Origin of the sequence: Acidisarcina polymorpha (assembly GCF_003330725.1) — a bacterium.
GTDB lineage: Bacteria > Acidobacteriota > Terriglobia > Terriglobales > Acidobacteriaceae > Acidisarcina > Acidisarcina polymorpha.
Map to the genome: position 1 here is coordinate 1,343,528 of NZ_CP030840.1, position 24,415 is coordinate 1,367,942.

The 24,415-nt window shown below is 57.3% G+C and carries 23 protein-coding genes and 1 tRNA gene; 14 read left to right on the forward strand and 10 right to left on the reverse strand.

Annotated elements, in window-relative coordinates; all coding sequences use genetic code 11:
- Positions 1–4 precede the first annotated feature (4 nt).
- The 5 genes from purN (at position 5) to lipA (ending at position 2,930) form a co-directional block, all read left to right on the forward strand.
- On the forward strand, positions 5–610 hold the full coding sequence (gene purN, locus ACPOL_RS05895) for a phosphoribosylglycinamide formyltransferase (RefSeq protein ID WP_114210616.1): 606 nt from the start codon (positions 5–7) through the stop codon (positions 608–610).
- Between the two features lie 47 nt (positions 611–657).
- Entirely contained in the window at positions 658–990 is a 333-nt protein-coding gene (locus tag ACPOL_RS05900; protein ID WP_236657262.1) for a c-type cytochrome, read from the forward strand.
- A complete protein-coding gene (locus ACPOL_RS05905) occupies positions 987–1,355 on the forward strand; it encodes a DUF2127 domain-containing protein (RefSeq protein WP_114206241.1) in 369 nt (122 codons plus the stop codon). Before ACPOL_RS05900 ends, ACPOL_RS05905 begins: the two co-directional genes overlap by 4 nt.
- An 81-nt stretch (positions 1,356–1,436) precedes the next feature.
- On the forward strand, positions 1,437–1,922 hold the full coding sequence (locus ACPOL_RS05910) for a quercetin 2,3-dioxygenase (RefSeq protein WP_114206242.1): 486 nt from the start codon (positions 1,437–1,439) through the stop codon (positions 1,920–1,922).
- A gap of 90 nt (positions 1,923–2,012) precedes the next feature.
- The gene (gene lipA, locus ACPOL_RS05915; protein WP_114206243.1) at positions 2,013–2,930 is read left to right on the forward strand and encodes a lipoyl synthase; all 918 of its coding nucleotides are present in this window, start codon (positions 2,013–2,015) and stop codon (positions 2,928–2,930) included.
- On the opposite strand, the gene ACPOL_RS05920 is transcribed toward lipA, so the two are convergent.
- Entirely contained in the window at positions 2,927–4,237 is a 1,311-nt protein-coding gene (locus ACPOL_RS05920) for a metallophosphoesterase family protein (RefSeq protein ID WP_150132919.1), read from the reverse strand. The genes lipA and ACPOL_RS05920 overlap by 4 nt on opposite strands.
- Positions 4,238–4,398: 161 nt before the next feature.
- On the opposite strand from ACPOL_RS05920, the gene leuS reads away from it, so the two are divergent.
- The 8 genes from leuS (at position 4,399) to ACPOL_RS05960 (ending at position 12,875) form a co-directional block, all read left to right on the forward strand.
- The gene (gene leuS / locus ACPOL_RS05925) at positions 4,399–7,101 is read left to right on the forward strand and encodes a leucine--tRNA ligase (protein WP_114206245.1); all 2,703 of its coding nucleotides are present in this window, start codon (positions 4,399–4,401) and stop codon (positions 7,099–7,101) included.
- A 3-nt stretch (positions 7,102–7,104) separates the two neighbouring features.
- Positions 7,105–8,028, forward strand: coding sequence for a hypothetical protein (locus ACPOL_RS05930; protein WP_114206246.1), 924 nt, complete (start codon positions 7,105–7,107; stop codon positions 8,026–8,028).
- Complete coding sequence (locus ACPOL_RS05935; protein WP_114206247.1) at positions 8,025–8,249, forward strand: DUF2905 domain-containing protein; 225 nt, start codon at positions 8,025–8,027, stop codon at positions 8,247–8,249. Before ACPOL_RS05930 ends, ACPOL_RS05935 begins: the two co-directional genes overlap by 4 nt.
- Positions 8,250–8,405: 156 nt before the next feature.
- The gene (locus ACPOL_RS05940; RefSeq protein ID WP_114206248.1) at positions 8,406–9,128 is read left to right on the forward strand and encodes a ZIP family metal transporter; all 723 of its coding nucleotides are present in this window, start codon (positions 8,406–8,408) and stop codon (positions 9,126–9,128) included.
- Between the two features lie 171 nt (positions 9,129–9,299).
- The gene (locus tag ACPOL_RS05945) at positions 9,300–9,569 is read left to right on the forward strand and encodes a hypothetical protein (protein ID WP_114206249.1); all 270 of its coding nucleotides are present in this window, start codon (positions 9,300–9,302) and stop codon (positions 9,567–9,569) included.
- 121 nt (positions 9,570–9,690) lie between these two features.
- The gene (locus ACPOL_RS05950) at positions 9,691–10,956 is read left to right on the forward strand and encodes an EAL and HDOD domain-containing protein (RefSeq protein WP_114206250.1); all 1,266 of its coding nucleotides are present in this window, start codon (positions 9,691–9,693) and stop codon (positions 10,954–10,956) included.
- Positions 10,957–11,016: 60 nt separating this feature from the next.
- Positions 11,017–11,093, forward strand: a tRNA-Arg gene (locus tag ACPOL_RS05955).
- Between the two features lie 153 nt (positions 11,094–11,246).
- Entirely contained in the window at positions 11,247–12,875 is a 1,629-nt protein-coding gene (locus ACPOL_RS05960) for a S10 family peptidase (protein ID WP_236657263.1), read from the forward strand.
- Positions 12,876–12,907: 32 nt separating this feature from the next.
- On the opposite strand, the gene ACPOL_RS05965 is transcribed toward ACPOL_RS05960, so the two are convergent.
- The 6 genes from ACPOL_RS05965 to ACPOL_RS05990 form a co-directional block, all read right to left on the reverse strand.
- Complete coding sequence (locus ACPOL_RS05965; protein ID WP_236657264.1) at positions 12,908–13,306, reverse strand: EamA family transporter; 399 nt, start codon at positions 13,304–13,306, stop codon at positions 12,908–12,910.
- A complete protein-coding gene (locus tag ACPOL_RS05970) occupies positions 13,306–13,752 on the reverse strand; it encodes an EamA family transporter (RefSeq protein WP_236657265.1) in 447 nt (148 codons plus the stop codon). The genes ACPOL_RS05965 and ACPOL_RS05970 overlap by 1 nt, the downstream gene beginning before the upstream one ends.
- Before the next feature lie 116 nt (positions 13,753–13,868).
- Entirely contained in the window at positions 13,869–15,353 is a 1,485-nt protein-coding gene (gene hpnJ, locus ACPOL_RS05975) for a hopanoid biosynthesis associated radical SAM protein HpnJ (RefSeq protein WP_114206251.1), read from the reverse strand.
- 204 nt (positions 15,354–15,557) lie between these two features.
- Entirely contained in the window at positions 15,558–16,319 is a 762-nt protein-coding gene (locus tag ACPOL_RS05980; protein ID WP_161557224.1) for a class I SAM-dependent methyltransferase, read from the reverse strand.
- Positions 16,320–16,659: 340 nt separating this feature from the next.
- A complete protein-coding gene (locus ACPOL_RS05985) occupies positions 16,660–19,500 on the reverse strand; it encodes a GH36-type glycosyl hydrolase domain-containing protein (RefSeq protein WP_114206253.1) in 2,841 nt (946 codons plus the stop codon).
- Positions 19,501–19,786: 286 nt separating this feature from the next.
- The gene (locus tag ACPOL_RS05990) at positions 19,787–20,683 is read right to left on the reverse strand and encodes a proline iminopeptidase-family hydrolase (RefSeq protein ID WP_236657266.1); all 897 of its coding nucleotides are present in this window, start codon (positions 20,681–20,683) and stop codon (positions 19,787–19,789) included.
- A gap of 234 nt (positions 20,684–20,917) precedes the next feature.
- Between ACPOL_RS05990 and ACPOL_RS35425 the strand changes: the two genes are divergently transcribed.
- Complete coding sequence (locus ACPOL_RS35425) at positions 20,918–21,046, forward strand: hypothetical protein (protein WP_275066508.1); 129 nt, start codon at positions 20,918–20,920, stop codon at positions 21,044–21,046.
- On the opposite strand, the gene ACPOL_RS05995 is transcribed toward ACPOL_RS35425, so the two are convergent.
- The 3 genes from ACPOL_RS05995 to kaiC form a co-directional block, all read right to left on the reverse strand.
- The gene (locus tag ACPOL_RS05995; RefSeq protein ID WP_114206255.1) at positions 21,043–22,122 is read right to left on the reverse strand and encodes a GGDEF domain-containing protein; all 1,080 of its coding nucleotides are present in this window, start codon (positions 22,120–22,122) and stop codon (positions 21,043–21,045) included. The two genes, ACPOL_RS35425 and ACPOL_RS05995, sit on opposite strands and share 4 nt — an antisense overlap.
- A 176-nt stretch (positions 22,123–22,298) precedes the next feature.
- Positions 22,299–22,643: a circadian clock KaiB family protein gene (locus ACPOL_RS06000; RefSeq protein ID WP_114206256.1), complete on the reverse strand. Its 345-nt coding sequence runs from the start codon at positions 22,641–22,643 to the stop codon at positions 22,299–22,301.
- A 3-nt stretch (positions 22,644–22,646) separates the two neighbouring features.
- Positions 22,647–24,407: a circadian clock protein KaiC gene (kaiC, locus tag ACPOL_RS06005; protein WP_114210620.1), complete on the reverse strand. Its 1,761-nt coding sequence runs from the start codon at positions 24,405–24,407 to the stop codon at positions 22,647–22,649.
- Between the last annotated feature and the right edge of the window lie 8 nt (positions 24,408–24,415).

Below are 24,415 nucleotides of genomic sequence, written 5' to 3' on the forward strand. Positions count from 1 at the left end.
GGGCATGAACAAGAAGTTAGGAATTCTGCTCTCCGGCCGGGGATCCAACTTCCTCGCCATCGCCGATAGCATCGCAGAAGAGAGACTGTCTGGCGCCGAGATCGCAGTGGTGGTCTCAAACCTGGCCGACGCACCTGGAATCGCTGCCGCCCGCGAACGCAGCTTTGCCGCCGCCGTGATCGAATCTCGAGGGCGCAAGCGAGCCGAGCACGATGCCGAGATCGTCGCCACGCTGCAACATCACGAGGTTGATCTGGTGTGTCTCGCTGGCTATATGCGCCTGCTCTCTCCGGAATTTGTGCGGGCGTTTCCGCAGCGCATCCTGAACATTCACCCCTCGCTTCTGCCGGCGTTTCCAGGTTTGCACGCGCAGCGCCAGGCGATCGAATATGGCGTTTCCTATTCGGGATGCACCGTCCACTTTGTCGATGAGGAGTTGGATCATGGTGTCATCATTGTGCAGCGCACGGTCCCGGTGCTTCCGGGAGATGACGAACGAACCCTTTCCGCTCGTATCCTTGAACAAGAGCACCTGGCGTATCCCGAAGCGATCGCCCGGGTGCTTTCCGGCAACTATGAAGTGAAAGGCCGCCGCTACATAGCTAGATGATTGAAGAATTTAGATCTCGCCGGCAGAGGGCGTGGCGTGGGGGTGGGTTGGCCTGCGCCAGCGTGCTCCTGCTCGTGGGATGTAAGCCCCCGCTCCCGCCATCGAAGCCGCTTTCAGAATTGACCCCGCAGGAAAACAGTGGCTACGCCGTCTTTCAATCCAGATGCGCGCGCTGCCATTACGCAAACTCCGACAGCGGTCTGCGTGGCCCTGGTCTCCAGGCCCTTTATAAACAGCCATATCTGCCCAGTGGAGCGCCTGCCAACGACGACCGGATCACCTACGTCATCCGCTATGGACGAGGCATGATGCCCGCCTTTGGCAGCGACCTTGACGAACGCCAACTCAGCAATCTGATCGCCTATCTGCACACCCTATGAGCGACGAATTGGAGCGCAAGGATCCATCTCAAACCGGGAAAAAGCCTCTTCCCCTCCCGGGAATGGCAGGCATTGCCCTGTACATGCTGGCCTTGTCGGTGGTTATCGGTTTCGGGGTGGTGGGGCACCATTATCCGGCATTGCTGCTCATCATCAGCGGCCTGACGGCATGCGCGAGCTTCGGCTTATTGCGTCAGCAACGCTGGGGATGGGCGCTGTCACTCGCCGCTACCTTCCTGCTCATGGTCTATCAGTTCTATATTCTGGCCCGCTTTCACCAACCGCCGGCCGGATTTATGGGCGCGCTGAATCTAATTCTGTTTTTATATCTGGTCAGGCCAGAAGTGATGGAGCGGCTAAAATAATTCCGTCGCTGGTTAAGCAGCGGAACGCCCTGCCGGAGTACAAATCCCAATTGGATCAGATCCTGTTCAGAAGGATTGAGCATGCTTGCAAATCTCCCGCCCCACATACTCTCACCGGAAGAAGGTCCAGCCTTCTGGTTTCTGAATAACCTCATTACGGTGAAGGCCACGACCGAATCCACAGGAGGCGCATATTCTTTGTGCCATCAGATCAGCCCTCCCGGATCGGCCACGCCCTACCACCTGCACCACCACGAAGACGAAGCGTTCTATATCCTCGAAGGTGAATCCACATTCACTTGCGACGGAAAGAAGACGATCGCCGGCCCGGGCGAATATCTGTTTCTTCCTCGTGGAATTCCGCACGGAATTCAAGTGACCGGGTCGATCCCAACTACCATGTTGATCTTCGCCATGCCCGGCGACGGCTTCATTGGGATGATGGAAGAGATGGGCAAACCTGCGAAAGAACGAGTCCTGCCGACTCCTGCCGCTCCCGATCTCGAGAAACTCACCCGGCTCTGCAACAAATACAGTATCGACATTCTCGGCCCGATACCGGCATAACCCCGGGACAGAAACAGATCCTGTGTCTGCCAAGAACTGCCCAATTCGTTAGCTCTTCGAGCCGAACGTTACAATGAGTGAAGACAAACCATGGCTTCCAGCGTCGAACTTATCCAGATAGAATCCGCCCGCAAAACCCCAATCTCCAAGCCGGAATGGCTGAAGGCCCGCGCTCCCGTCGGCGACAATTACCACAGCCTCAAGAAACTGGCGCGTTCGCTCAATCTGCATACGGTATGCGAGTCCGCCCACTGCCCCAACATCGGCGAATGCTGGAACCATAAGACCGCGACCTTCATGATGCTGGGCAACACCTGCACCCGTCGCTGCGGATTCTGTGCCGTTCCCAAGGGCCGCCCCGACCCGATTGACTTTGACGAACCCCGCCGTGTCGCTGAAGCCGTCGCTACCCTTGGCTTGAAACACGCCGTGATCACCAGCGTCAACCGCGACGACGATATCGTCGGAGGCGCCCGCGCCTTCGCCATGGTCATCGAAGAGATCCGCCGTCAGGCCCCCGGCTGCCAGGTGGAAGTCCTCATTCCCGATTTTCAGGGTAAGGAGGAGGCCATCCGCATCGTCGTCGAGGCGCGTCCGGAGATGCTCAACCACAACACCGAATCGGTGCCGCGGCTCTATCGCGTCGTCCGATCCGGAGCCCGGTACGACCGGACACTGCGCCTGCTCGAATATGCCAAGGAAGTTGACCCCAAAGCCGTCACCAAGTCCGGAGTCATGGTCGGCCTCGGCGAGGAGATGCACGAACTCCTCCAGGTTTACCGCGATCTCGCTGCGGTCGGCACCGACGTCCTCACCATCGGGCAATACCTTCGGCCATCAAAAGACCATTTGCCGATGACCCGGTATTACACGCCCGAAGAGTTTGCCTTCATGAAGGAAGAAGCGCTAACAATGGGCTTCCGCCACGTGGAGTCAGGTCCACTGGTGCGCTCTTCGTATCACGCGCATGAACAGGCAGCCAGCACTGGCGTGACGCTCCTGAGTTAAAGCGTCAGGAGCCCTTCTGGAGGGCAGTTGCGCGGATCGCCGCCTTCCGGGGTCCAGGCCACGCGGCCGTCTTCGTCGTAGAAGGTCTCGGCGAGATTCGGCCCATCCAGCTGCAAGACTGCAAATCCATTCAATACGCGAAGCTTGTTTTCAGGATCGTTCGCGGAGCAGGTCTCGAACCATGCCACGCGGGCGTCGTTCTGCAGCTCGTTCGCGAATCCCCACGGCAACGCTCCGTGACCGATGCAGCGGCAAAGCGTTCCATTCGCCAATGGCTTGTAGGCGATGCCGGCGTGAACGTGCCCCCAGAACCAGTAGGCCGGTGGAACAGTGCCTTCAAACGCGCTGCTCACTTCGGTGGACAGCCTCAACGGAATCGGCGATTGGATTCCGGTCTCGGGAATGCCATTGTGATGAGTCAAGAGGATGACCTTCTTGTTCTCTTGAGCTGCTCGCTGAGCCAAGCTGCGCAAGAAGGGAAGCTGAGCACTGTCTCCCAAAGAACCATCCAGGTAGAGCGTTAAGACATCGGCGTGGTAGGCCGAATCGAGGCCAATGATCATCCAGTTGGAGTTCTCCAAAGCGAAGAAGCTATAAGGCGATTGATAGGTATTGAAGACCGGGCCGCCCACGACCTCGTTGAAGTAGGGGCCGCCGCCGCAATACATGTCATGGTTGGAGTTCAAGGCAAACGACCCAAAGGAGCCTCGAGGCCAGATGCTGGTAAACCGGCTGCTCTGCTCAGCGCTCGTGCCAGCGTAATAGACGTCGCCGAGATGAATGGTGATATGGGGATTGAGGCGGGGTATGAACTTCGAAATCTTGGTGCTCGGCGAGTCGCCTGCGCCGAAATTGCCAGTCCCGAAATCGCTCACCATCGCGATCGTAACTACGTCCGGAATAAGGACGGGATTCGGCGCGCCTGGCGGAAACGGATGTTTGTGCAACAGGTTCTCGAGCCATACGGTCCCCGAAAGCAGCTCCCAGAATGGATCGAACTCCTGGAATTTTCCGGTGCCCAGGATCTCGCCCCGGGGACCCACCCCACCCCGGCCGGCTTCGCCTGATTGCTGAAGGAGTCGCTGATTGTGCCCATCCCAATCTCCAATCAGGAAACTCTTCAGCCGCAAAAGCGGACGGAATCTGGGTTGAGCGAGTTGGCCGGTCTTCAGGTAATCGCCGAGTTGTCCGTGGGCCTCGTCCAGCATGGGCTTGAGCCTTGCCTGTTCCTCGGTTGGCAACGCGTTCCAGGCGGCTTTCATTCGTGCGATGCACTCTTCTCGTTGCGCGGCAGTCAAAAGGGTCACGGTTGCATCCATCCTGAGAGTTTGGCACGGTTCCTTCCGGCCTATTCTTTTCCTCGCGCGTGAAAGGCCAATGAACCCGGTATCTTTCCTGCAGCCTCCACCCAAGGTTGCCTGAACGCCGGGAATCCCGCACGCCCGCCACGTTTACAATCAAGACAGCCATGTCTGTCCCCACCAACACCGACGAAACTGCTGTCGCCGTGTCGACAGCTGCCGCGCCGGAGCCCGAGCGCGAGCAGCGCTACACTCCTGCCGAGATCGAGCCGCGCTGGCAGCAGCGCTGGGCTGAACAGCCGGAACTCTACGTCGCCGAGCCGCATTCTACTGGCAAGCCGAAATATTATGTGCTGGAAATGCTGCCCTATCCCTCAGGGCAGCTACACATGGGTCACGTCCGCAACTATGCGATTGGCGATGCGTTGGCGCGGTACATGTGGATGCGCGGGCACAACGTCCTGCACCCGATGGGCTGGGACGCGTTCGGCCTGCCCGCCGAAAACGCCGCGCTCAAAAACAACACGCCTCCCCGCGAATGGACGCTATCGAATATCGCCGCGATGAAGCGCCAGATGGAGCGCCTCGGCCTCAGCTATGACTGGCAGACCGAAGTCACCACCTGTCTGCCCGACTACTACCGCTGGAACCAATGGTTCTTCCTGCGCATGTACGAGCGCGGCCTTGCGTACAGGAAAAAGAGCAAGGTAAATTGGTGCCCGCAATGCGCCACCGTGCTCGCGAATGAACAAGTAATCGACGGTTGCTGCTGGCGGCATGAAGACCAGATCGTGGAACAGCGCGACCTGGAACAATGGTTTCTTCGCACTACCAATTACGCGCAAGAGCTGCTCGACGGCCTCGACAAGCTGCCGGAATGGCCGGAAAAAGTTCGCACCATGCAGCGTAACTGGATAGGACGCAGCGAAGGGGCGACCGTCGAGTTTGCCGTCGATCCGTCCACTCTCGAGGAGAGCAATGCCGACCAGGCCTTGGAAGAGAAGGTCGAGCATCGTCCCGGACACACCTTGAAGCCGGCCGCTGAACCGGTCGCCGGTGCCGTGGGATCGGCTACGAATGCAGCGGCTACGGAGAAGATCGCGGTCTTCACCACTCGCATTGACACGATCTTCGGCGCGACCAGCCTGCAACTTGCACCGGAGCATCCGATCGTTGCCGAGTTCGCGGCCAAAGACAGCAAACTTGCAACCCACGTCGCCACGTTGATCGAGCAGCAGGCCAGGGCACGCGAATCGGATGACATCGGGGCCATCGATAAGCACGGCGCGTTCACCGGTCACTACGCAATCAATCCTTTCAGTGGTGAGCGTATCCCTATCTGGGTGGCGAACTACGTTCTCTCCGGGTACGGGACCGGCGCGATCATGTCGGTACCCGCTCACGATGAGCGCGATTATGAGTTTGCCAATAAATACGATCTCGAAGTACGCATCGTAGTTCTGCCGCGCCGGGTGGGCGAGCCCCCTGCCGCCGGCGACGCCGAAGCTCCCTTGCTGCCCTACACCGAAGAAGACAGTCTGCTCATCAACTCCGGCGAGTTCAACTCGCTCGGCTGCCAGGAAGCTCGGCGCAAAATGGCTGCATATGCCGAGGAGCATGGCTTCGGCAAGACCACGGTCACCTTCCGGTTACGAGACTGGGGCGTCAGCCGCCAACGTTACTGGGGTACGCCAATCCCCATGCTTTACTGCGAGAAGGACGGCATCGTCCCGGTGCCAGAGGACCAGTTACCCATCCTGCTGCCCGAGCAGGTCGAGATCACCCAACAGGGCGGTTCTCCGCTTGCGAACGTCCCCGATTTCGTCAACGCCACCTGCCCGAAATGCGGCGGCCCGGCAAGGCGAGAGACCGATACGATGGACACCTTTGTCGACTCGTCCTGGTATTTCTATCGCTATACGAGCGCGAAAGAGAACAAGGCTCCCTTCGACTCCGATGCCGTATCCTACTGGTTTCCCATCGACCAGTACATCGGCGGCGTCGAACATGCCATTCTGCACCTCATATATTCGCGTTTCTGGACGAAGGTCATGCGCGATATGGGACTCATCCAGAACGATGAGCCCGCCACCCGCCTTTTCACTCAAGGCATGGTCATCAAAGACAAGGCAAAGATGTCGAAGTCCAAGGGCAATGTCGTCTCCCCTGACGACATGATCGCCCGCTATGGCGCCGACGCTACACGGATGTACTCGCTCTTTGCCGCGCCGCCGGATCGCGACCTCGACTGGCAAGAAGATGGAGTCGCCGGCGTCAGCCGCTTCCTCGCTAAGGTTTACCGCTTTGTAACCCGCTACGCGGAGACGCCTGCCTCCAAAGGACAAGCGTCCGCTCCAAATTCGAAAACGTCACAGGCGTTGTTACGGAAGCTGCACCAGACAATCCGTCAGATCACTCTCGACTTCGATGAGCGCTGGCATTTCAACACTTGCATTGCCGCATTGATGAAGTTGATGAACGATCTCGTTGCTGCCGAGCCTGAAATTGAGGCGGGAGTAGTGCCCGGCGAGGTGCTGGCTCAGATTCTCAATCCGATGGTGTTGCTGTTGGCGCCGTTTGCTCCGTACCTGGCCGCGGAACTCTGGGGGCAGTTGGGCAACGAAGACCCTATCCTGCGTCACCCCTGGCCTGTCTATGAGGAAGCGCTCGCTCGCGAAGACGAGATCGAAATTCCGGTGCAGGTGAACGGCAAGTTGCGATCGGTGATTCGGGTTGCTGCGGAAATCTCCCAGGAGGCGCTTCGGGATGCGGCGCTGGCGGATGAAAAAGTCCAACACTTCCTGCAAGGCAAGCAGGTCATCAAGGTCATTATCGTCCCGGGTAAGCTCGTCAACCTGCTGGTGAAGTAGTCGATGCCGACGCAGCCGACTGCTTCGCCTGCCGCTTCTTTATCGGGTCGTCTCCGCGGCACGCAATCGCTGGTGCAGATCTTTGGCTATTGCTGGTCACACCCGGCGCTTCTGCTGATTGAGCTGGCCTGGCGGTGGAGTTACGGCGCGCTTGCTTTGCTATTGATGTATTACGAAGGCTCTCGCCTGTTGGCGTCAGTTCCGCTCGCGCCGACCGGGGTCTATGAATTCTCGCTGCAGGATACCGATCGCGCGACGGTGATCATTGCGAATGTATGGTCAGTTCTCACGCCGCCGCTATTTCATCTCTTGATTTGGCTGGCGCCGCTGTTGGGCTTTGGCTGGGCGCTCGCCTCTGGGATCGGCCGCAGCTATGTCTTGTGCCGTTACGCGCCTGATCTCCCGTTTCGTCCAAGAGCTCTGATCCTCCTCCAACTCCTTCGGGTACTCGCTTTGGGGGGAAGTTTTGTCGCCTGGTTCGCTGCAATTCAATGGTCGGCGAACACCACCTTGTCGGGCGAGTCCCCAAACCTCGTTCTTTATTTCGCGCTGGTCATCTGCATTTCCCTGGGGATCTTCACGTTTTGGGCATTGGTCAGCTGGGTTTTCTCAGTCGCCCCGCTGCTCGCCTTGCTGGAGCACAAAACCGCGGCGGCCAGCCTGGCGCGCAGCCTAAGGTTAGGGCCTCTCTCCGGCAAGCTGGTCGAGGTCAACCTGGTCCTTGGTATTGTGAAGCTGGCTCTGGTCGTCTTAGCCATGGTCTTTTCGGCTACGCCGCTTCCTTTCTCTTCGGTGATGGCTGGCACTCCGCTGTACTTGTGGTGGGCCGGTGTGACGGTCGCCTATCTGGCTGCCTCCGATTTCTTTCAGGTCGCGCGCCTGGTGGCGTTTATTCGCTTCTGGCGAATCTATGATGAGGCTCCATGAAGAACGGCGTCAGCGGCAGGGTACTTCTCGGTGTTGTGCTGATCGCCGCGGGCGCGGCCGTCCTGCTCTTGGGGAAGATCCGTCTGCCTTTTGGCCGCTTGCCGGGCGATTTTGCTTACCGCGGCAGGAATTTCTCTTTCTACTTCCCGGTTGCAAGTTCCATCGTGATCAGCATCGTGTTGACGCTCTTCTTCTACCTGCTCTCCCGGTTTAAACGCTAGAGCAGCGTTCGCCGATACCCTTTTCCCACAGGCGGTCCAGCCCTGAAAGGTCTCCTAACAAATCGCATCCACTCTGATTTCCTCGCTTGCGCGAGCCTGTCCTGAAGCCGCGTTGCAAAACTGTAAACTGAACCCTACCCGGTCACCTGCACGCCTATGAAATTGCCTATCCTGCTTGGAACGCTCGCCGCTCTCGCCGACATATTCGGCGGTCTTCTGCTGGTCCGGCGGAACTGGGAAAAACGATATCTCCGTTACTTTGTCGCGCTCGGGGCGGGGTTCATGATGGCAGCCGCGTTCCTGGAGATGCTTCCGGAAAGCTTCAAGCTCTCCATTAATTGGGCTCCGGTCCTGGTGCTGGCCGGCTATTGCGCTATTCATCTACTCGAGCATACGATTACGCCCCATTTTCATTTTGGTGAGGAGACTCATCACGACGAGTTCCTTACCCGGCATACTGGCAACTCGGTGGCGTTTGGCCTGGCCGTTCATGCACTCTTCGACGGAGTGGCGATCGGCTCGGGATTTGTTTTGTCGAATTGGTTGGGCTGGATCATCTTTCTCGCCATCTTCCTGCACAAAATCCCAGAGGGATTTACGGTGGCCTCGGTGATGGTCGCCAGTGGCCGGAGCCGGACGAATGCTTTCTATTCGGCGGTTCTGTTGGCCGCCGCTACCCTGGCAGGAGTTTTGGTGATCAGTTTGCTCCCGAGCTGGGTGCGGTTCGGCCTTCCGGTCTCCGCCGGCGTTGCCATTTATGTGGCCGCCACCGACCTGGTTCCCGAAGTCAACCGCGAGCCGGGCATTCGGATGGCGCTGGTGTTTTTCCTGGGCGTGGTCGTCTTCTTTCTGCTGCGCCTGCTCGCGCCTTCGATCTAAGCCGTGTGCCAGTAAATGGACTCACGGTGCGGCTCCGCAAACGGGCGCCATAAAGTGGGTAAGTAAGAAGATCAGCCAAGTGAAAAGACTAGGCAAGTCAAACTGTCCCGAATCGCTACTCGAAAAAGTCTCCTGCTTGGTGCAGAATGTCGGCCTTGGTATCATCGGGTTATGACCACAGTCGAGGTTCTCTTCCGCTACGAACGTCATCCCTCAGAGGCAGCGATGATCGCTCTCGGCAATATGAGCGAGATTTATGGAATTCGACGGGTCACGATCAATGAGGCATGGCAAACAATTCGCATCGAGTACGACGCGACCCGCTTGAACGCAGCGACGGTCGGTCAACTGTTGCGCCGCGCAGGCATCAGTGTCAGCGAAGAGTTGCCGCCACTGCCGCAGCTTGATCAGCCAGCATCACAACCGGCTCCCGCGAAATAACTGGTTTTCTCTCCTCGCGTTTCGATTTCATCCACTTCAGCCGGATTGAGAACGAAAGCCCTCGGCCAGCCCTCTGGCAAATCGCCCTTTCTGCCGATAACCCAGCGAGGGCAGATATTTGATGAAGCCATTGGACAATGCGGGGACGACTTCATTACCTATGAACTCGTCACCTCATCGGCTTACGCGATTTCTCGCCAGACAGCCGATCCTCGACGTGCACCAGAAGATTGTCGCCTACGAATTGCTCTTCCGATCCGGATGGGACAATGTCTACGCAGGCGAAGATGACGACAGCACCCGGCAAATCCTGGATAACATCCTGGTGGTCGGCGCCCAAGGACTTTCGTCGAATACCCTGGCCTTTGTCAATTGCACTCGGGCAGCGCTGGTTGGGCATTTGGTAACACTTCTGCCGCCCGCATATACCGTGCTGGAAGTACTCGAGAGCATCGAGCCGGATCAGCAGGTCATCACTTCCTGCCGCGAGTTGAAGAAGATGGGGTATCGTCTCGCCCTGGACGATTTCTCTGATCGTCCCAATATGGCCCCGCTGGTTGAATTAGCGGACTACATCAAAGTAGACTTTCGTGCTTCGGGCGAGAAAGCCCGCCGAGCGATTCGATCCAACATACGCCACTGCCATGCAGCTTTGCTGGCCGAGAAGATTGAACAACAAGCGGAATTTGCGGTTGCCGTAGACGAGGGCTACGACCTTTTTCAGGGATATTTTTTTAGCCGCCCGGTCATTCTCGCGCGCGAGGAAGTTCCGCTGAACCGCATCAACGCCGCCGGTCTGCTTGCGGCCGTAGCGAAGCCGGTACTCGACCAGAAGGAGATCGAGCGACTGGTGATGGCCGATGCCCCACTCTGTTTCCGGCTGCTGCGATTAGCCAACTCACCACTCTATGGCGTTCGGGACCGGGTGGACAGTGTTCGGCGCGCTCTTATCACGGTGGGTGAGGATGAGTTTCGCAAGCTGGTGACCGTGGCCGTCGCCGGCGCCTTGAGTAAGGACCGTCCCCACGCCCTCATCTGCCTCTCGCTACAACGAGCACGCTTTTGTGAGCTATTGGCCTTCCACTTAAAGGAAGATCCTTTCGAGCAATACCTTATGGGGCTGCTGTCTTTGCTGGACGCCATTTTGCAAGCTCCCATGACTTCGATCGTCGATCTTCTACCTCTTCGCCCAGCGGCAAGATCTGCTCTGCTTGGGGAATCGAATAGTACCGGGAGGGCGCTCTGCTTTGTGAAAGGGTATGAAACCGGGGACCTGTGTAGTGCGAACTCAGCGGAGTTAATAGCTCTTGGACCGACGGTGCTCAACGATATCTGCGCACAAGCGGGCGACTGGGCGGAAACTGCCCTGCGATCCACCGGCTCGTGAGATTCGCGGGCATACTCCAATTGACGCGCCATTCCCGCATTGCTATCCTGAAATAGGCATGCGCTCCTAGCTCAGCTGGATAGAGCAATTGGCTACGAACCAATAGGTCGGGGGTTCGAATCCCTCGGAGCGCACCACTCCCCTCAAGAAGCAATCCTGAACGCGGTCTTTTCCGCTCCAGATTTCCTGGAGTTGCGGGCTACCGGCCTGCCGTTTACAGTGTGCGAATTTTATTTTCATCTGTCATGATGATGTCAGACCTTTCCCTTTCATAGATTTCGGAGAAAGCATTGACCATCAATCCCTCCTCATTGCTCCTTGCCACGATCACGTTGGCTTCTCTGGCCGGACAGCCAGCAACCCTGTGGTCGGCGGATGATCCTCCAGCCAAACCTGCGGCGGCGACACCCTCCACAAATCCTCCGGCGGACGTAACGACTCAAGGATCTATCGAAGTTGGTGGCCAGCGCATCTCTTACGACGCGGTCGCGGGGACCCTCACGGTTGGCGCCACCGACGAACAGGATGCCCAACTGGGAGCCGATGGCAAGCCGCTCCCTGACTCGGATGCGGCTCTGGTGAAGGAACCGAAAGATGCGCCGGCTACCGCACGCATGTTCTACGTGGCCTATTTCAAGAAGGGTGAGAAACCGGAAGATCGCCCGGTCACTTTCTTTTACAACGGCGGACCAGGCAGCTCGACCGTTTGGCTGCACATGGGTTCGCTCGGTCCAAAACATGTGGTAACGCCAGGCGATCAGCATGCTCCCGCTGCCCCTTATCGTCTGATCGACAACGCACAGAGTTTGCTCGACACCAGCGACCTCGTCTTTATTGACATGCCTGGGACCGGCTTCGGTCAGCTCTACGGCAAGGACAAAGAAAAGGCATTCTGGGGGATCGATGAGGACGCGAACGCATTCGCCCGTTTTATTGCGCGCTTTCTGGTCAAATACAACCGCTGGAATTCGCCCAAGTATCTCTTCGGGGAAAGCTACGGTACGACCCGCTCTGCGGTTCTCTCGAACATCCTCGAGCAAAAGAGTGTCGATCTGAATGGCGTCATTTTGCTCTCGCAAATCTTCAATTTCACCTCTGACATCGACGCCGCCAAGAGTAACCCCGGCATCGACCTGCCTTATGTGTTGGCGCTTCCCACTTACGCCGCAACCGCCTGGTACCACAAGAAGCTGCCCAGTCAGCCGGCGGCGTTAGAGCCATTTCTCAAGGAAGTCGAGGCCTTTGCCACCAGCGATTATGCACACGCGCTCAGCGAAGGCACGGATTTATCCGCTGGGGAAAAACAGACGGTTGCCGAGAAGCTGCACACCTATACCGGATTGCCGGTTGCCTACCTGGTAAAGGCCGACCTTCGCGTCTCCGGAGGCGGTTTTGAGAAAAATTTACAGGACGACCAGGACCTTACGACTGGGCGGCTGGATACCCGCTTCTCAGGCCCCTCGATCAACCCGCTCAGCGAAGAGGCCGACTATGATCCGCAGAGTTCGGCTATCTCGTCCGCCTATGTGTCGCTCTTCAATGACTACATTCGCCGGGAATTGAAGTTCGGGGCAGGCCAGACCTACTTGCCCGAAGCCATCTTTGGTAGCAATCAATGGGACATGAAACACAATGGCAATCCCATCGAGCCCAACGTCAGCGCCGACATCGCGACGGCGATGAAGACCAATCCCAATTTGAAGGTGATGGTCAACGGAGGGTATTATGACCTTGCCACACCGTTTTATGCGGCGTATTACGAAGACAAGCACCTGCCGATTTCATCCACCCTCTCTAAAAATATCGAGTTCGACTGGTATGAATCGGGACACATGGTCTATGTCCGCGAGGAATCACTCAAGCAGCTGCATGACAGGGTTGCTGCCTTCATCAAGAGTACCGATTCCGGCAACAAGTAATGATACTTGGGTGATCGGACTAAGTTGGCCTCTCAGTGGGCCAACAGCGCTACGCCAATGCAGACACAGACGGCCGCTAGCGCGCGCCGGCGATCCACATTTTCTTTTAGAAAGAATTTGGCGGCGAAGGCGTTACTGACAAAAGTCAGGGACGCCGAAGCCGGCGCGATCAGGCTGAGGTCTGCGTGATTGAGCGCAAAGAGCAACGCGAAAAAGCTGATTGCCATGCACAGGAGGCCTGCGAGAAAACGCAGATTACCAAGCACGGCCCGGATTGCTCCCGGCAATCCTCGGTGAGCCCGGATGAGATCGAGATCGCCGACCTTCCGCATTGCGGATGCCGTCAGCACATCACCGGCAGTTGCACTAACGACGATGCTGGCGATCATCGCGGCAGTCGATCCATTGGAAGCATTGGAAGCCAGGTTCATCACGGGCACACTCCCTCTTGCGATTGAAGAGGTTCAGCCGCCGCATGTTCGGTGAGTGCAGGACCGCGAGTGACGAAACCGACGCCGGCGGTGATGAAAAGGATCCCCAACCAGCGATAGAGCGAGAGTTGCTCATGAAGCCAGAATTTCGAGAGCAACGCAACCACGACATAACCAAGCGACGATGCGGGCAGCACATACGTCAAGTCGGCCCATGATAATGCGGTCAAATAGGAGGCGAAGAAGCCGATGAGTAGAATAATTCCTCCGCCAATCCAGGGATTGAAAACCGCCGCGAAGAGTTGACCTAAATGGTCGAGTGGAATCGCTCCCACCTGTTTGGCGCCCACCGAAAGAAAGGTATCTCCGACCGACCCAGTCAAGGTAACCATCGCCAGGACGAGGTAGCGACGAAGCGTCATGGTCGATTGATGAGGATTGGTCATAAGCAAACTGCCCGACTGAATAGAAACGGCCAGCGAAGCTGCTGGCCGTTTTGTCTTTCTAATGGATGCCGGTGGCAGGAGCAGAGATACAGTTACCGTAAAGCAGAGGGCGTGCTTTAGGCGCCGGCTCCCACCGCAGACGGTTTATTGCCAGCACGCTGATCCTTCTTGCTTTGCGCAACGATCTTATTGCGCTGCGACCGCAGCTTCAGGAACGACTTTGCCTCAACGTAGAGGCGCGGCACATCTCGGTTCACGATCGCTTTCCAAACCACCCGGAATGCGGCCTTGGGCCGGAAGTAATATTCGTCATAGAAGCGGTGGACCATCTCGAGCACATATTCAACCGGCAGGCCGGGGTACTCGATGTGGGCCATCTGGTGACCGCCAGCGTCCGCCATATTCTCGTTGGTGATGAAGCCGTTCACCTTGGCGTACTCATAAAATTCAGTGCCTGGAAAAGCGTGGGCGATCGATACCTGAATCGTCTCGCAGTCCAGCGTCTTGGCGAAGTTGATGGTGTTGCGGATCGACGCTTCCGTCTCCCCGGGAAGCCCGAGGATAAAGTCGCCATGAACCACGAGCCCAAGTTTGTGGCAGTCGCGGGTAAAGTCGCGGGCCCGTTCAACGGTCGCGCCCTTCTTGATGTTCTTGAGGATCTGGGGGTCGCCCGATTCGTAGCCCACGATCAGCAGCCGGCAGCCGGCTTCCTTCATCGCCTTGAGCGTCTCATAGCTGGTGGTCACCCGCGACGTGCAAGACCACGTGAGACCTAGAGGCTTGAGCTTCTCACAAAGCTCGATCGTTCGCGGTCCGTTGATGTTGAAAGTGTCGTCGTCAAAGAAGAATTCCTTGACCTCGGGAAAGAGCTTCTTCGCATGGGCCATTTCAGCGGCAACATCATCGGTCGACCGCTTGCGCCATGCATGCCCGGAGAGTGTCTGTGGCCAGAGGCAAAAGGTGCATTGCGCCGGGCAGCCACGCGTTGAGTATAGGGCGACATAGGGATGAAGCAGAAAAGGCACGTTGTACTTGGTGACGTCGAGATCGCGCTTGTAGACGTCCGTGACCCATGGCATATCCGGCTTATCAAGCTTTTCGATCTGCGGACGGTCCGGGTTGTGGACGATCCTGCCGTCCTTGCGGTAGCTAACGCCCAAGATCTCTTCAAGCGGCTTGCCGTTGGCGTATTCCACCACGGAGAAATCGAATTCACGGCGGCAGATGAAGTCGATCGCTGCGCACTCGTTCAGCGCCTTGTCAGTGTCGGTCGTGACAGGAGGCCCGACGAAAGCTATTTTGAGCTTCGGATGGGCGGCCTTCACGGCCTCAGCGGCGCGTTGATCTCCACTCCAGCCGATGGTGCTGGTGAAAAGCACTAAAAACTCGTAGTCCTTGAGAATTTCAGTTACTTCCTCCCAGGAGACGTGGTGCGGATTGGCGTCCAGCAGCCGTGACCCCTCAAGCATGCCAGCCGGATATGCGAGCCACACCGGATACCAGTAGGACTCAATCTCGCGGGTTGCGGGCCAGCGCGAACTGGCGCCACCATCGAAGTTTTCAAAAGAAGGCGGATTCAGGAACAGCGTCTTTAGCGGCATAGTTTCTCATAATGAGTTTACCATTCGGAAACCACTCAGCCCCATCACGAGTACCGGTAGCGGGCGGGCCGGAAACTCATTACACTCAATAAGATATTTGCTTTCATAGACTTAGCTGCCACCCCTGTAGGAAGAGCAGCGGGTGGGGGCACTTCCGTACTCGCACTCGCAGTACTCGGCGAGGATTTCCAACCGCAAAGCGCTTTATGTCGCGAGCTGCTGCGCCTCCGGCAGCGCATCGAGCTCAACATACTGACGATAAGAATAGCGAAGACCGATCTTTCGTTTATAGAGAAAATTATCGATCGTCTTCATCTCGGTTGCGAGATGGCGGTGGAACAGATAAGAGGATGCAAGTTGAAAGAACATCATTTCGGGATATTCAATGCCAACGCTGAATTGCTCCCGCAGCATATTTATTTCTTTGGGGCTCAGCGGAAACTCATCCTTATCCCCGTATTTCGGCACACCGAACTTCCCGGTAACCTGCGTCCGGAACCAGATCAGCAAATCGCTGGCCGCATTGTTTTCGTAGAAAAAGGCTTTGCCGCGCGCGCTGAGTGTGCGCCGGAGAACGGCTGCAAACTCCTGAAAAGGCTCGAGATGGTGCAGAATCATAGAGCCAAAGATGTAGTCGAACTGTCCGAGTTGATCGATCTTCATTACATCGCCAACTAGTGGATGAATATTCTTGATGCCCATCTGCTCGCACCGGGTCTCGAGCGCAGCGATGGCCGAGGCGCAGTGATCGATTGCCGTAACATCAGCGCCGGTATTCGCCCAATAGATTGCGGTTGCTCCTGGCCCGCAGCCGACGTCCAGCACCTTAAAGCCGCTGGTGGACTTGAAGAAGGCATGGGCACTGTTGAGCGCGTGGCTGATTCTGTCATTCAATTCCCGAGAGTAAGTCGTATTTGCGTAGATCTGCTCCCAGAATGCGGCGGCCGCACTACCGGTTTCCATCATGCACTCTCCAGATAAATTGTTATGCGGAATTGTGAGCATGACTATAGGAGAAACAAAAAGCATTGTCCATTGAATTCGTACTCACCAATTCTTTTGTGAGAGCGGGAACCGTCTACCGCGAATTTCTGATAGCGCTGAAGCCTTCTACGGAGGCGATTTCATCATCGCAGGAACATTCAAGATAAGTAGTGATGAGTCTGATGCAAGTTACCCCTTTCGCTTGCTCATCTTCCTAACTCGCAGAGAACTAGTCTTCTTTCTCGGAGACCTAAACTTATGAAAGGGACAAACACTTTCGTGTTTACGTCATGCGCAGAGCGCTAATGCCGTTGCCGCGCGATCAGTCGTAGGACAAAGACCAACTGAGTGGTTCTTCGACGGAAGAGGTTCCGGAGAATTGAATGACTCCTTCGGCTTGAGTCGTCGCGGTTTGCTTCTTGCCGTTAATGCTCTGCTGGGTAAGCGGCTGTTCGCTTGCAGGAAGCTTGAAGCGGACAGTCCATTTCCCTTCCTTCTGGGGGGCGTACCAGCCTTGATACCCGCGAACGCTCTTCTCTAAACCTAGAAGCCTGGAGTGAAATCTGTATTGGGGCCTAGGGATGGCGGGGGCCAGATTGACTCCTTCTTCTGTGAACTCAACGCCGAGAAGCTTGGCGGCGCTGTAGAGAGGCCAAGCATGGCGATGCATATTCATCACCGGCCATGCGGTCCAACTCAGGCCACGGTAGTTGTTGGGTCGCCGCCGAGCTTCCGGATCCGTGAGCCCGGGATCAAAGCCAGTCTGCCCGGCGTGGTCCGACTGCGAGGAGCAATAAACGTCGGGCCCACTCCAGATGCCGTACCAGACATCGCGATAGGTATCGGCGTGATGAGCCCGGCTGTTCTTTTGCCACTCTTCATATGCGGCTCCAGGACCGGCCACGGATGCGTTGGCTGCAAGCGCCCAGATCAACGGGCCATCTAGAGTGTCATAGACGCCGCCATTCTTGCTCTCTCCAGGCATCACTCCAGGCCAGTCAACCGGGCTGCTGAGTTGCTGGGCCCCGACGCGAGATGGCTTACGGAGGAGTTCCTCGATCGACTGAAAAAGCGTTTTGCGCTGGTCCGCCGTCGCGCAGTCCCCTAGAATCGCCCACGGCTGTCCATCAAGCCACATGCGGTCTGCGCCCAGCCAACCGGTCGAGTCGCCGAGCCAAAGACGTTTAAACCACTTCCCTGTCCACTGCGCTCGGACAGCATTGCGCTGCTGTTCGGCTTGCACCTGAGCATCCCTGGCGGAGCCGAGATCCCCGGCATAACGTAGCATCCGGGCGTAATGGTCGAGGATGTACGCTCCCATCGCGGCATTCATGACACTCTCGGACTCACGGCCTATTTGATCGCGAAGGTTTTCCGGGAGATTGCGGAAATAAATTTGCTCATTCCAATCCGCGCCGCCGCCGCGAAGCAAGCCATGTTTGCCGGTTCCTATGGTATCCACCAGATGGCGATAGGCGCGAGCCAGGCATTCGTGGACAGTGAGAGCCTGGCCCTCGGTAGCAGCCGGCCAGCGAGAGATCCTCTCCTCAAGGAAGGCATTGTCACGGGTTGCCAGGATGTATTCGCTCGCCAACCAAAGCAGCCATAAATCAAGGTCACTCGGCGCGGCCAAGTTGGGGACGATTTGGCCATGCCCCGTCATCGCATAGGGCAGCGAGCCGTCAGCGGCTTGAGTTTTGAGCGTGTAGCGAAGCACTTGTTTAGCCAAGTCGGATTGACCGAAGATGAGCGGAAGAGCATGTTGCAGCGGGTCGCGGGCGGCTCCCTGGTACCCGATGCAGTACTGGTAGACCTGACCTTGCGAAACGATGTGCTCTTCCAGACGGTCGTCGTAGGTGAAGCCACTACGGAGATAGCAACTATGCCAGCGGGTCTCCCGTTCAACCCACGGATCGGCATCGACGGCCAACTGGATGCCTTCGTCTTTCCATGCCGCACAACTCTTTGCAAAAAGGCCGGCGGCCTGGGCGCGATACTTAGCCAGGAGTTCAGTCACCCTGAAACCGGCCGGCAGATAGCCGTATATGAATCGAAGGGTCTGCGTCTGTCCAGCTTCGAGGATGAAGGGCTTGAAAAGAATTAATGCACTCTCCGGGCCGGTGGTCGAGAGGTCGTCCGGGGCAATCTCTTGAGGGATGCCATACCCCGGAACGATGGAGCCAAGGCCGGCCGGATGGAGCACCTCGGCAGGAACGAGAACACTTTCTGGTCCTGCTGCGCCGGTGTGGCGGAGTACATTGCCGGGACCGAAAAAGCTGGCCGCGTCGGTGAGGCATCGGACCGGTCCATGGTCGAGCGAGGCGAGAAACGTTGGTGGCGGAAGCGCATCTTCGCCCGCCGCCGAGGACTGTTGAACCGCAGACGAGTTCGGCAAGGCACTGGATCCGCTTGCCACTTCCTCCTGCATTGCCACGCCGAGATGAGGTGACGGCGCAGAAAGAAGGCGCTTGGACTCGAGCATGCCGGCGGATGCCGACAAGCGCTCAAAGCGGTGCTCATAGCCCGCTGCAAGCTCTCGGCGTAATCTAGCGACCTCCTCAGGAATGACCTGAGTGCCGAACGGGGTGGAGAGATGGCCATCCGCGAACGCCTGATAGGAGAATTCATAAGGTTGGCAGCCCCAGTATTCGACCCAGGATAGATTGGCCGTATGCGGGCTTTGACTGCTCACGATCACTTCCGAGATCAAGACGGGATCATCACCAAATGGGGCGTAAATGGTTTGATCAATGGAATAATTCTTCCCGGCGGTCTGTTTCCGCAGATAACCCGTACCGAAAAATCGATCAAAGCTTTTTCCGGTGCCGGGATAGTAGGTGCTGAGGACTTCTTCTCCGTCGCTCAGATAGCCAAGGCCGGCTCCGAAAAAGCCGGAGTCCGGCTTGTAATCGTTGAGAAACCGGGCTCCCCCTTCGTCCTGACGCACCTGAATGTAGCCGTAATTGGAAGCTGCCGCGACGATGCGATCATTCCCGATCTGGTGAGTGTGGTCGGTCGGCGAACGCCAGGCGACCTCCACGGGAGAGACGGCGATGGGATCTTCGGTCTGGTTGCAGAGGTATTCATAGCAAGGCAGGCCATGAGCATCGGTAATCCAATCCCCAAAGTTGCCGGAGCCATAGCTCCGGTTCTCGCGGACCAACCGCTTCTTAAGGTGGACCTCCGCGTCCTGCAACTCGGCATGGAGCGAGGGGTCACAAAAGGGGAGTAGCAGATCCGCTGCGACTCCACGAGCGACAAGGGAAAGGAGCTTGCGGCGGGTGAGCGTCCACGGTTCCTTTAGGGACGAGGTTGAATTGCAGAGCGCCAGTAGTGACCTCAGGATTAAAGTTCAACATACCACCGCGCCGCCCCGCGTACACAATTGGACTCCTTAAATAGGGCGCAAGAAGCTGATCATCTTTCCTTCTGAAGTCTTTTGGAAAAGCCTACACAGTGCGCATAAAGGCGAGGAGATACTGAAAGTAAATCGCCTGATCGTCCCACAAGGCCATATGACTGCCATTAGGACAAATGGCGCAGGTTGCATTCGGCATCAGAGTCGCCATCTTGCGCATATCGGCAGGGTCCATCTCGTCATGATTTGAGCCCATGGTGAGCGTCTTCACCTTGATTTCATGCAAACGATCCCATCGTTCCCAGTCCTTGAGATTGCCCGTCACCTCGAACTCGCTCTTGCCTTGCATCTGGTTGTAGATCTTATCGTTTCCGAGACGAAACGCGCGCGTCACCGGCTCTGGCCAGGGTTTCAGGCGGCAGATCATCTGAGGGTAGAGCACCTCCGTGACGATGCGCGTGTATTCCGGATTTCCGTAGTCATGCGCAGCCTCCATTGCATTGAACTTTGCCAGCAGCTCGGTCGGTAGCAGTTGCGTCTTCAGAGAAGCCGTTCGCTGGAGGTAAGACTGGATGCCTGCCGTCATATTGGAGATCACCAGGCCGCGCAAATGCTGCTGATAGTGCAGGGCGTACTCCATCGCGAGTATGCCGCCCCACGAGTGGCCATAAAGCACAAAATCATCCAATCCGAGACCACGCCGCACCTCCTCGACTTCGCTGAGGTACCGAGGCAAGGTCCAGAGCGACGGGTCGTCCGGAACATCGGAGTTACCAACACCAAGCTGGTCGTAGTAATACATTTCAATCCCGGCTTGTGGTAGGAACGATTCCATAGCCTCCAGGTAGTCATGGGGAAAACCGGGCCCGCCATGCAGTAGAAGCACCTTTAAAGAGCCGGAGCCAATTCGTTTGGTCCAGACTTTATATTTGCCTCCCGCCACTGGAATCATTCGAATGCCCGCAACGCGAATCCCGGCTGGGTTCAAGGCATCTCCGATTGGAGAAGGCTCAATAGGGATCGATTCTTTTGCAGATTGCGATAGAAGCGATGTGGAGGCGGTGGTTGCAATGGCAGCAGCGGAGCATTTCAGGAAGCTTCGGCGTTTCACATTCCTCAGGATAAGGGACTCGTCCAGTCCCCTGACTTGGCGATCGAAGAAATGACAAACGGATGACTTTTACCAAAGTTTGAGGCGTGAGCCGGCCCGGAGAGGGCTTCGATGAAGATCGAACAAGCCTTCCATCCGCGCGTAGCTTTACCACCGGCAAAAGCCCGATCGATTCAGGCGGAGTCGCGCATCGCTCCTGTGGGTTTCGCACTTTCCCAGACCCAATCGCCGTTTCTCTAGAGCGCTGGTGATGGCGCGCGTACAAGTAACTCGGTGCGGTCGTGACTGCTGTCCCGGTGATCGCTCCGCCCCTTGCTTCTTTTCTGGACGTACATCGCTGCATCTGCCAACGCGAGCAGATCGCCGATTGAGGAAGGATCGCAAGGACCGCATCCGACGACACCGATGCTCATCGAAAGTTGATATTGCCTTTCCATCCCCCTGTTGCAGGCATCGAGCTTGGCTTGCAGCCGCTCGACAATCGCCGCATGATTGACCTCCGATGTACTCATGGCTAGAACGGCAAATTCGTCGCCGCCGAGACGCGCGATCACGTCGGACTCGCGATATGTCTGTCTGAGAACGTTGGCTATGTCGATCAGCGCCTGATCTCCTGCCGAGTGACCGAGGGAATCGTTGATTGCCTTGAATCCGTCCATGTCGGCGAACACCAGCAAAGCCTCCGTGTTGAGCCGCCGCGCTAGATTCAGCTGTTGCTGGGCGAGCGTCAGAAATCCGCGTCGATTGGACAATTCCGTCAACTCGTCGATCAGCGACAAATTGCGCAGTTCGTCTCTGGCCTGATTTCGCAGGGTGAGATCGGTCGCTACGGCGCACACTCCGGACGAACCATGGGTATACATCGGACTGAGCGAGAGTTGCACCGGTTCGATGGAGCCATCCTGACAACAGAAGGTCGTATCCATGGAGCAACTCTCCCTCCTGGCCCGCTCAACAAGCAGAGCTATTTGTTCTCTGTCCTGGGAGGCGATGAAGCCAAATAAGGAATTGCCCATCACCCTCTCCAGGGGAGCCTTCAACATGGCAGACAGGCGGCCATTGCAGTAAAGCACAATCCCCTCCTCCTTCAGGATTGCGGCACCTTCGTTCATTGCTTCCACCAGGATGCGATGTGCAGACTCGATGCCGTCCAGCGTAAGCACGTGCTCTTTATGCTCTCCGATCACAAACAACGCATCGACTTGGCCACAATGAATTGCTCGCAAGGTTTCTTCCAGTTCCAACAGGCGGGCGCGCAATGTCTTGTTCTCTTCGATGAGCGCTCGTCGTGTGCTGGCTTCCGATTGCGTCTTCATCTCCGCCTTTCCTCCCTACGTCTAGGGTGAGGTGCGTTGACTTCCCACGACGACGAAAGCCGCACCATCGGGTTTTGACTTGGTGCCCGCTGGATTCTAGCCGGGTCCTAATCGAGACCCACTTCATCTCGCCCGAGGCGTCCGCCGGTCAATCCCCTTGTCTTGAACGGCAAAATTCACGTTGGATGGACCAGCAAATCGAGGGCAATCAGAATACGTTCAGCGTTCGAGAAGTCCCCCACAAGCCGCCGCAGCGGCTTGGGGTAATGCCTCACTAAGGTTGGAACAGCGATGATCTGTTCATCCCGCGCCAGCACCGGTCGCTGGTAAATGTCGACGACCTCCAGCCGGTATTTGCCAGCTAGATGGTCGTCGCAGAGTCTACGAGCGTCTATGATTGCCCGCGTAGACTGGGCCGTGCCTCCAGCCACATATAAGCGCAAGAGGTAGGGCCGGTTTTTTTCATCGAGGGCTTTCGGCAAGGGAGTTGACTCGGCAATAGGGTTCTTGCGCGCGGACATGGGCTACGCTCCTTTGTTTTGCTTCGTCTTCGGATTGGGTTCGTCATCCGCCGAGGCATCGGCCCGACGCGCTTGTGCCATTTCCAAGCGGTTGGCGAGAAGCATCTTGTTCTTAGCTCCATTCTGAGCGCCCAGCTGGGCTCGTCCGCGCACCGCGATCTTCAGTTCCAACGCCAACGACTTCGACTTCGCCTGCAACGACTGAATGGACCTATCCATCTCATGCCTGCGACGCGCGAACTCTTCCTCGTCCAACAGCAGGTCCGCCGCCTCCCGGGCTTCCTGTGCCAGCCGGGCAGCGCCAGTGAGCACTCCTCCAGGTCCCACATACACGTCCACCAACTCGATGCCGTGATCGCTCAACTGAAATTCGCGGACTTGATTGGAGTGGGCCATGCCGCGTGATTTGAGGACGTAAAGCACGCGGTTGCGTTCCCCGCCAGATTCCACGTTCCTCACCAGGATCCAAGTGTCCATCAGTGACGAAATACCGGCGTCGGTGGTCTCTTCATCTTTGCCGCCACGGGTAAGACTGGTGAACAGGGTGGTAATCTGCTTGGCTTTAAAAAAATCGATCAGCCTGGTCAACAGCGAGCTTGCCTCGTCTGCAGTTCCGCCGGACTCGAGGTTGGTGACCGGATCGATGACCACTACGCTTGGTTTGAACTCTCCGGCGATACGGTGCATCGTCACAAGATGGGTCTCCAACCCACAGAGCGTCGGCCGAGCGGCGTGGAAGAGCAGAAGCCCGCACCGGATCCAGGGTTCAAGGTCCAGACCTAGCGAGCGCATGTTGCGGATGTATTGGCTAGGCGATTCTTCGAAAAGAAAGATGAGGCAACGTTGACCGGCTGCGCACACTGAATTCGCCAAATGCGCCGCAATACTCGTCTTGCCGGTGCCGGAGCCGCCCGAGATCAAGATGCTGCTGCCCCGGTGGTACCCCCTGCCGCCCAACATTGCGTCCAGCCTCTGGATGCCGCTGAGGACTCGACCCGCCGGCGTCAGATGATTCAGCCCTACCGAAGTAATCGGGAGTACGGAAATTCCGTGGTCACCGACGATGAATGGATACTCGTCCATGCCGTGGCGAGAGCCGCGATATTTGACGATCCGTAAACGGCGCGTCGCGAACTGGTTATTGACCCGATTGTCCAGCAGAATGACGCAGTCGGAGACATACTCTTCAAGCCCATGTCGGGTTAGGGTGCCCTCCCCCCGCTCCGCAGTAATGACCGAAGTGACTCCCTTCGCATGTAGCCAACAGAACAGACGGCGCAACTCGGAGCGAAGCAGAGCGGCATCGCTTAGGCTAGCGAAGAGCACTTCCAGCGAGTCCATCGCCACCCGCTTTGCGCCGATAGAATCGATCGCATACTCAAGCCTAACGAACAAGCCTTCCAGACTGTATGCTCCCGTTTCCAGCATCTCGCTTCGCTCGAAGTGGACATAGTCGAGCACCATCTTCTTCGCCGTGACCAGTTGCGCGAGCGGAAAGCCAAGCGACGCCAGGTTCTGGGTGAGATCTTCACGAGTCTCTTCAAAGGCGATCAAAACACCAGGCTCATCAAACTCCATAGCGCCACGAACCAGGAACTCGGCAGCCAGGAGCGTCTTGCCGGACCCCGCTGCCCCGCACACCAGAGTGGACCGCTGCCGCGGAAGGCCGCCCTCGAGGATCTCATCCAAGCCGTGAATGCCAGTCGGCGCTTTGGGGAGAATGAGCCGGGCATAAGTCGGACGTGCGGGAGGTCGCTTTCTCATGATCATCC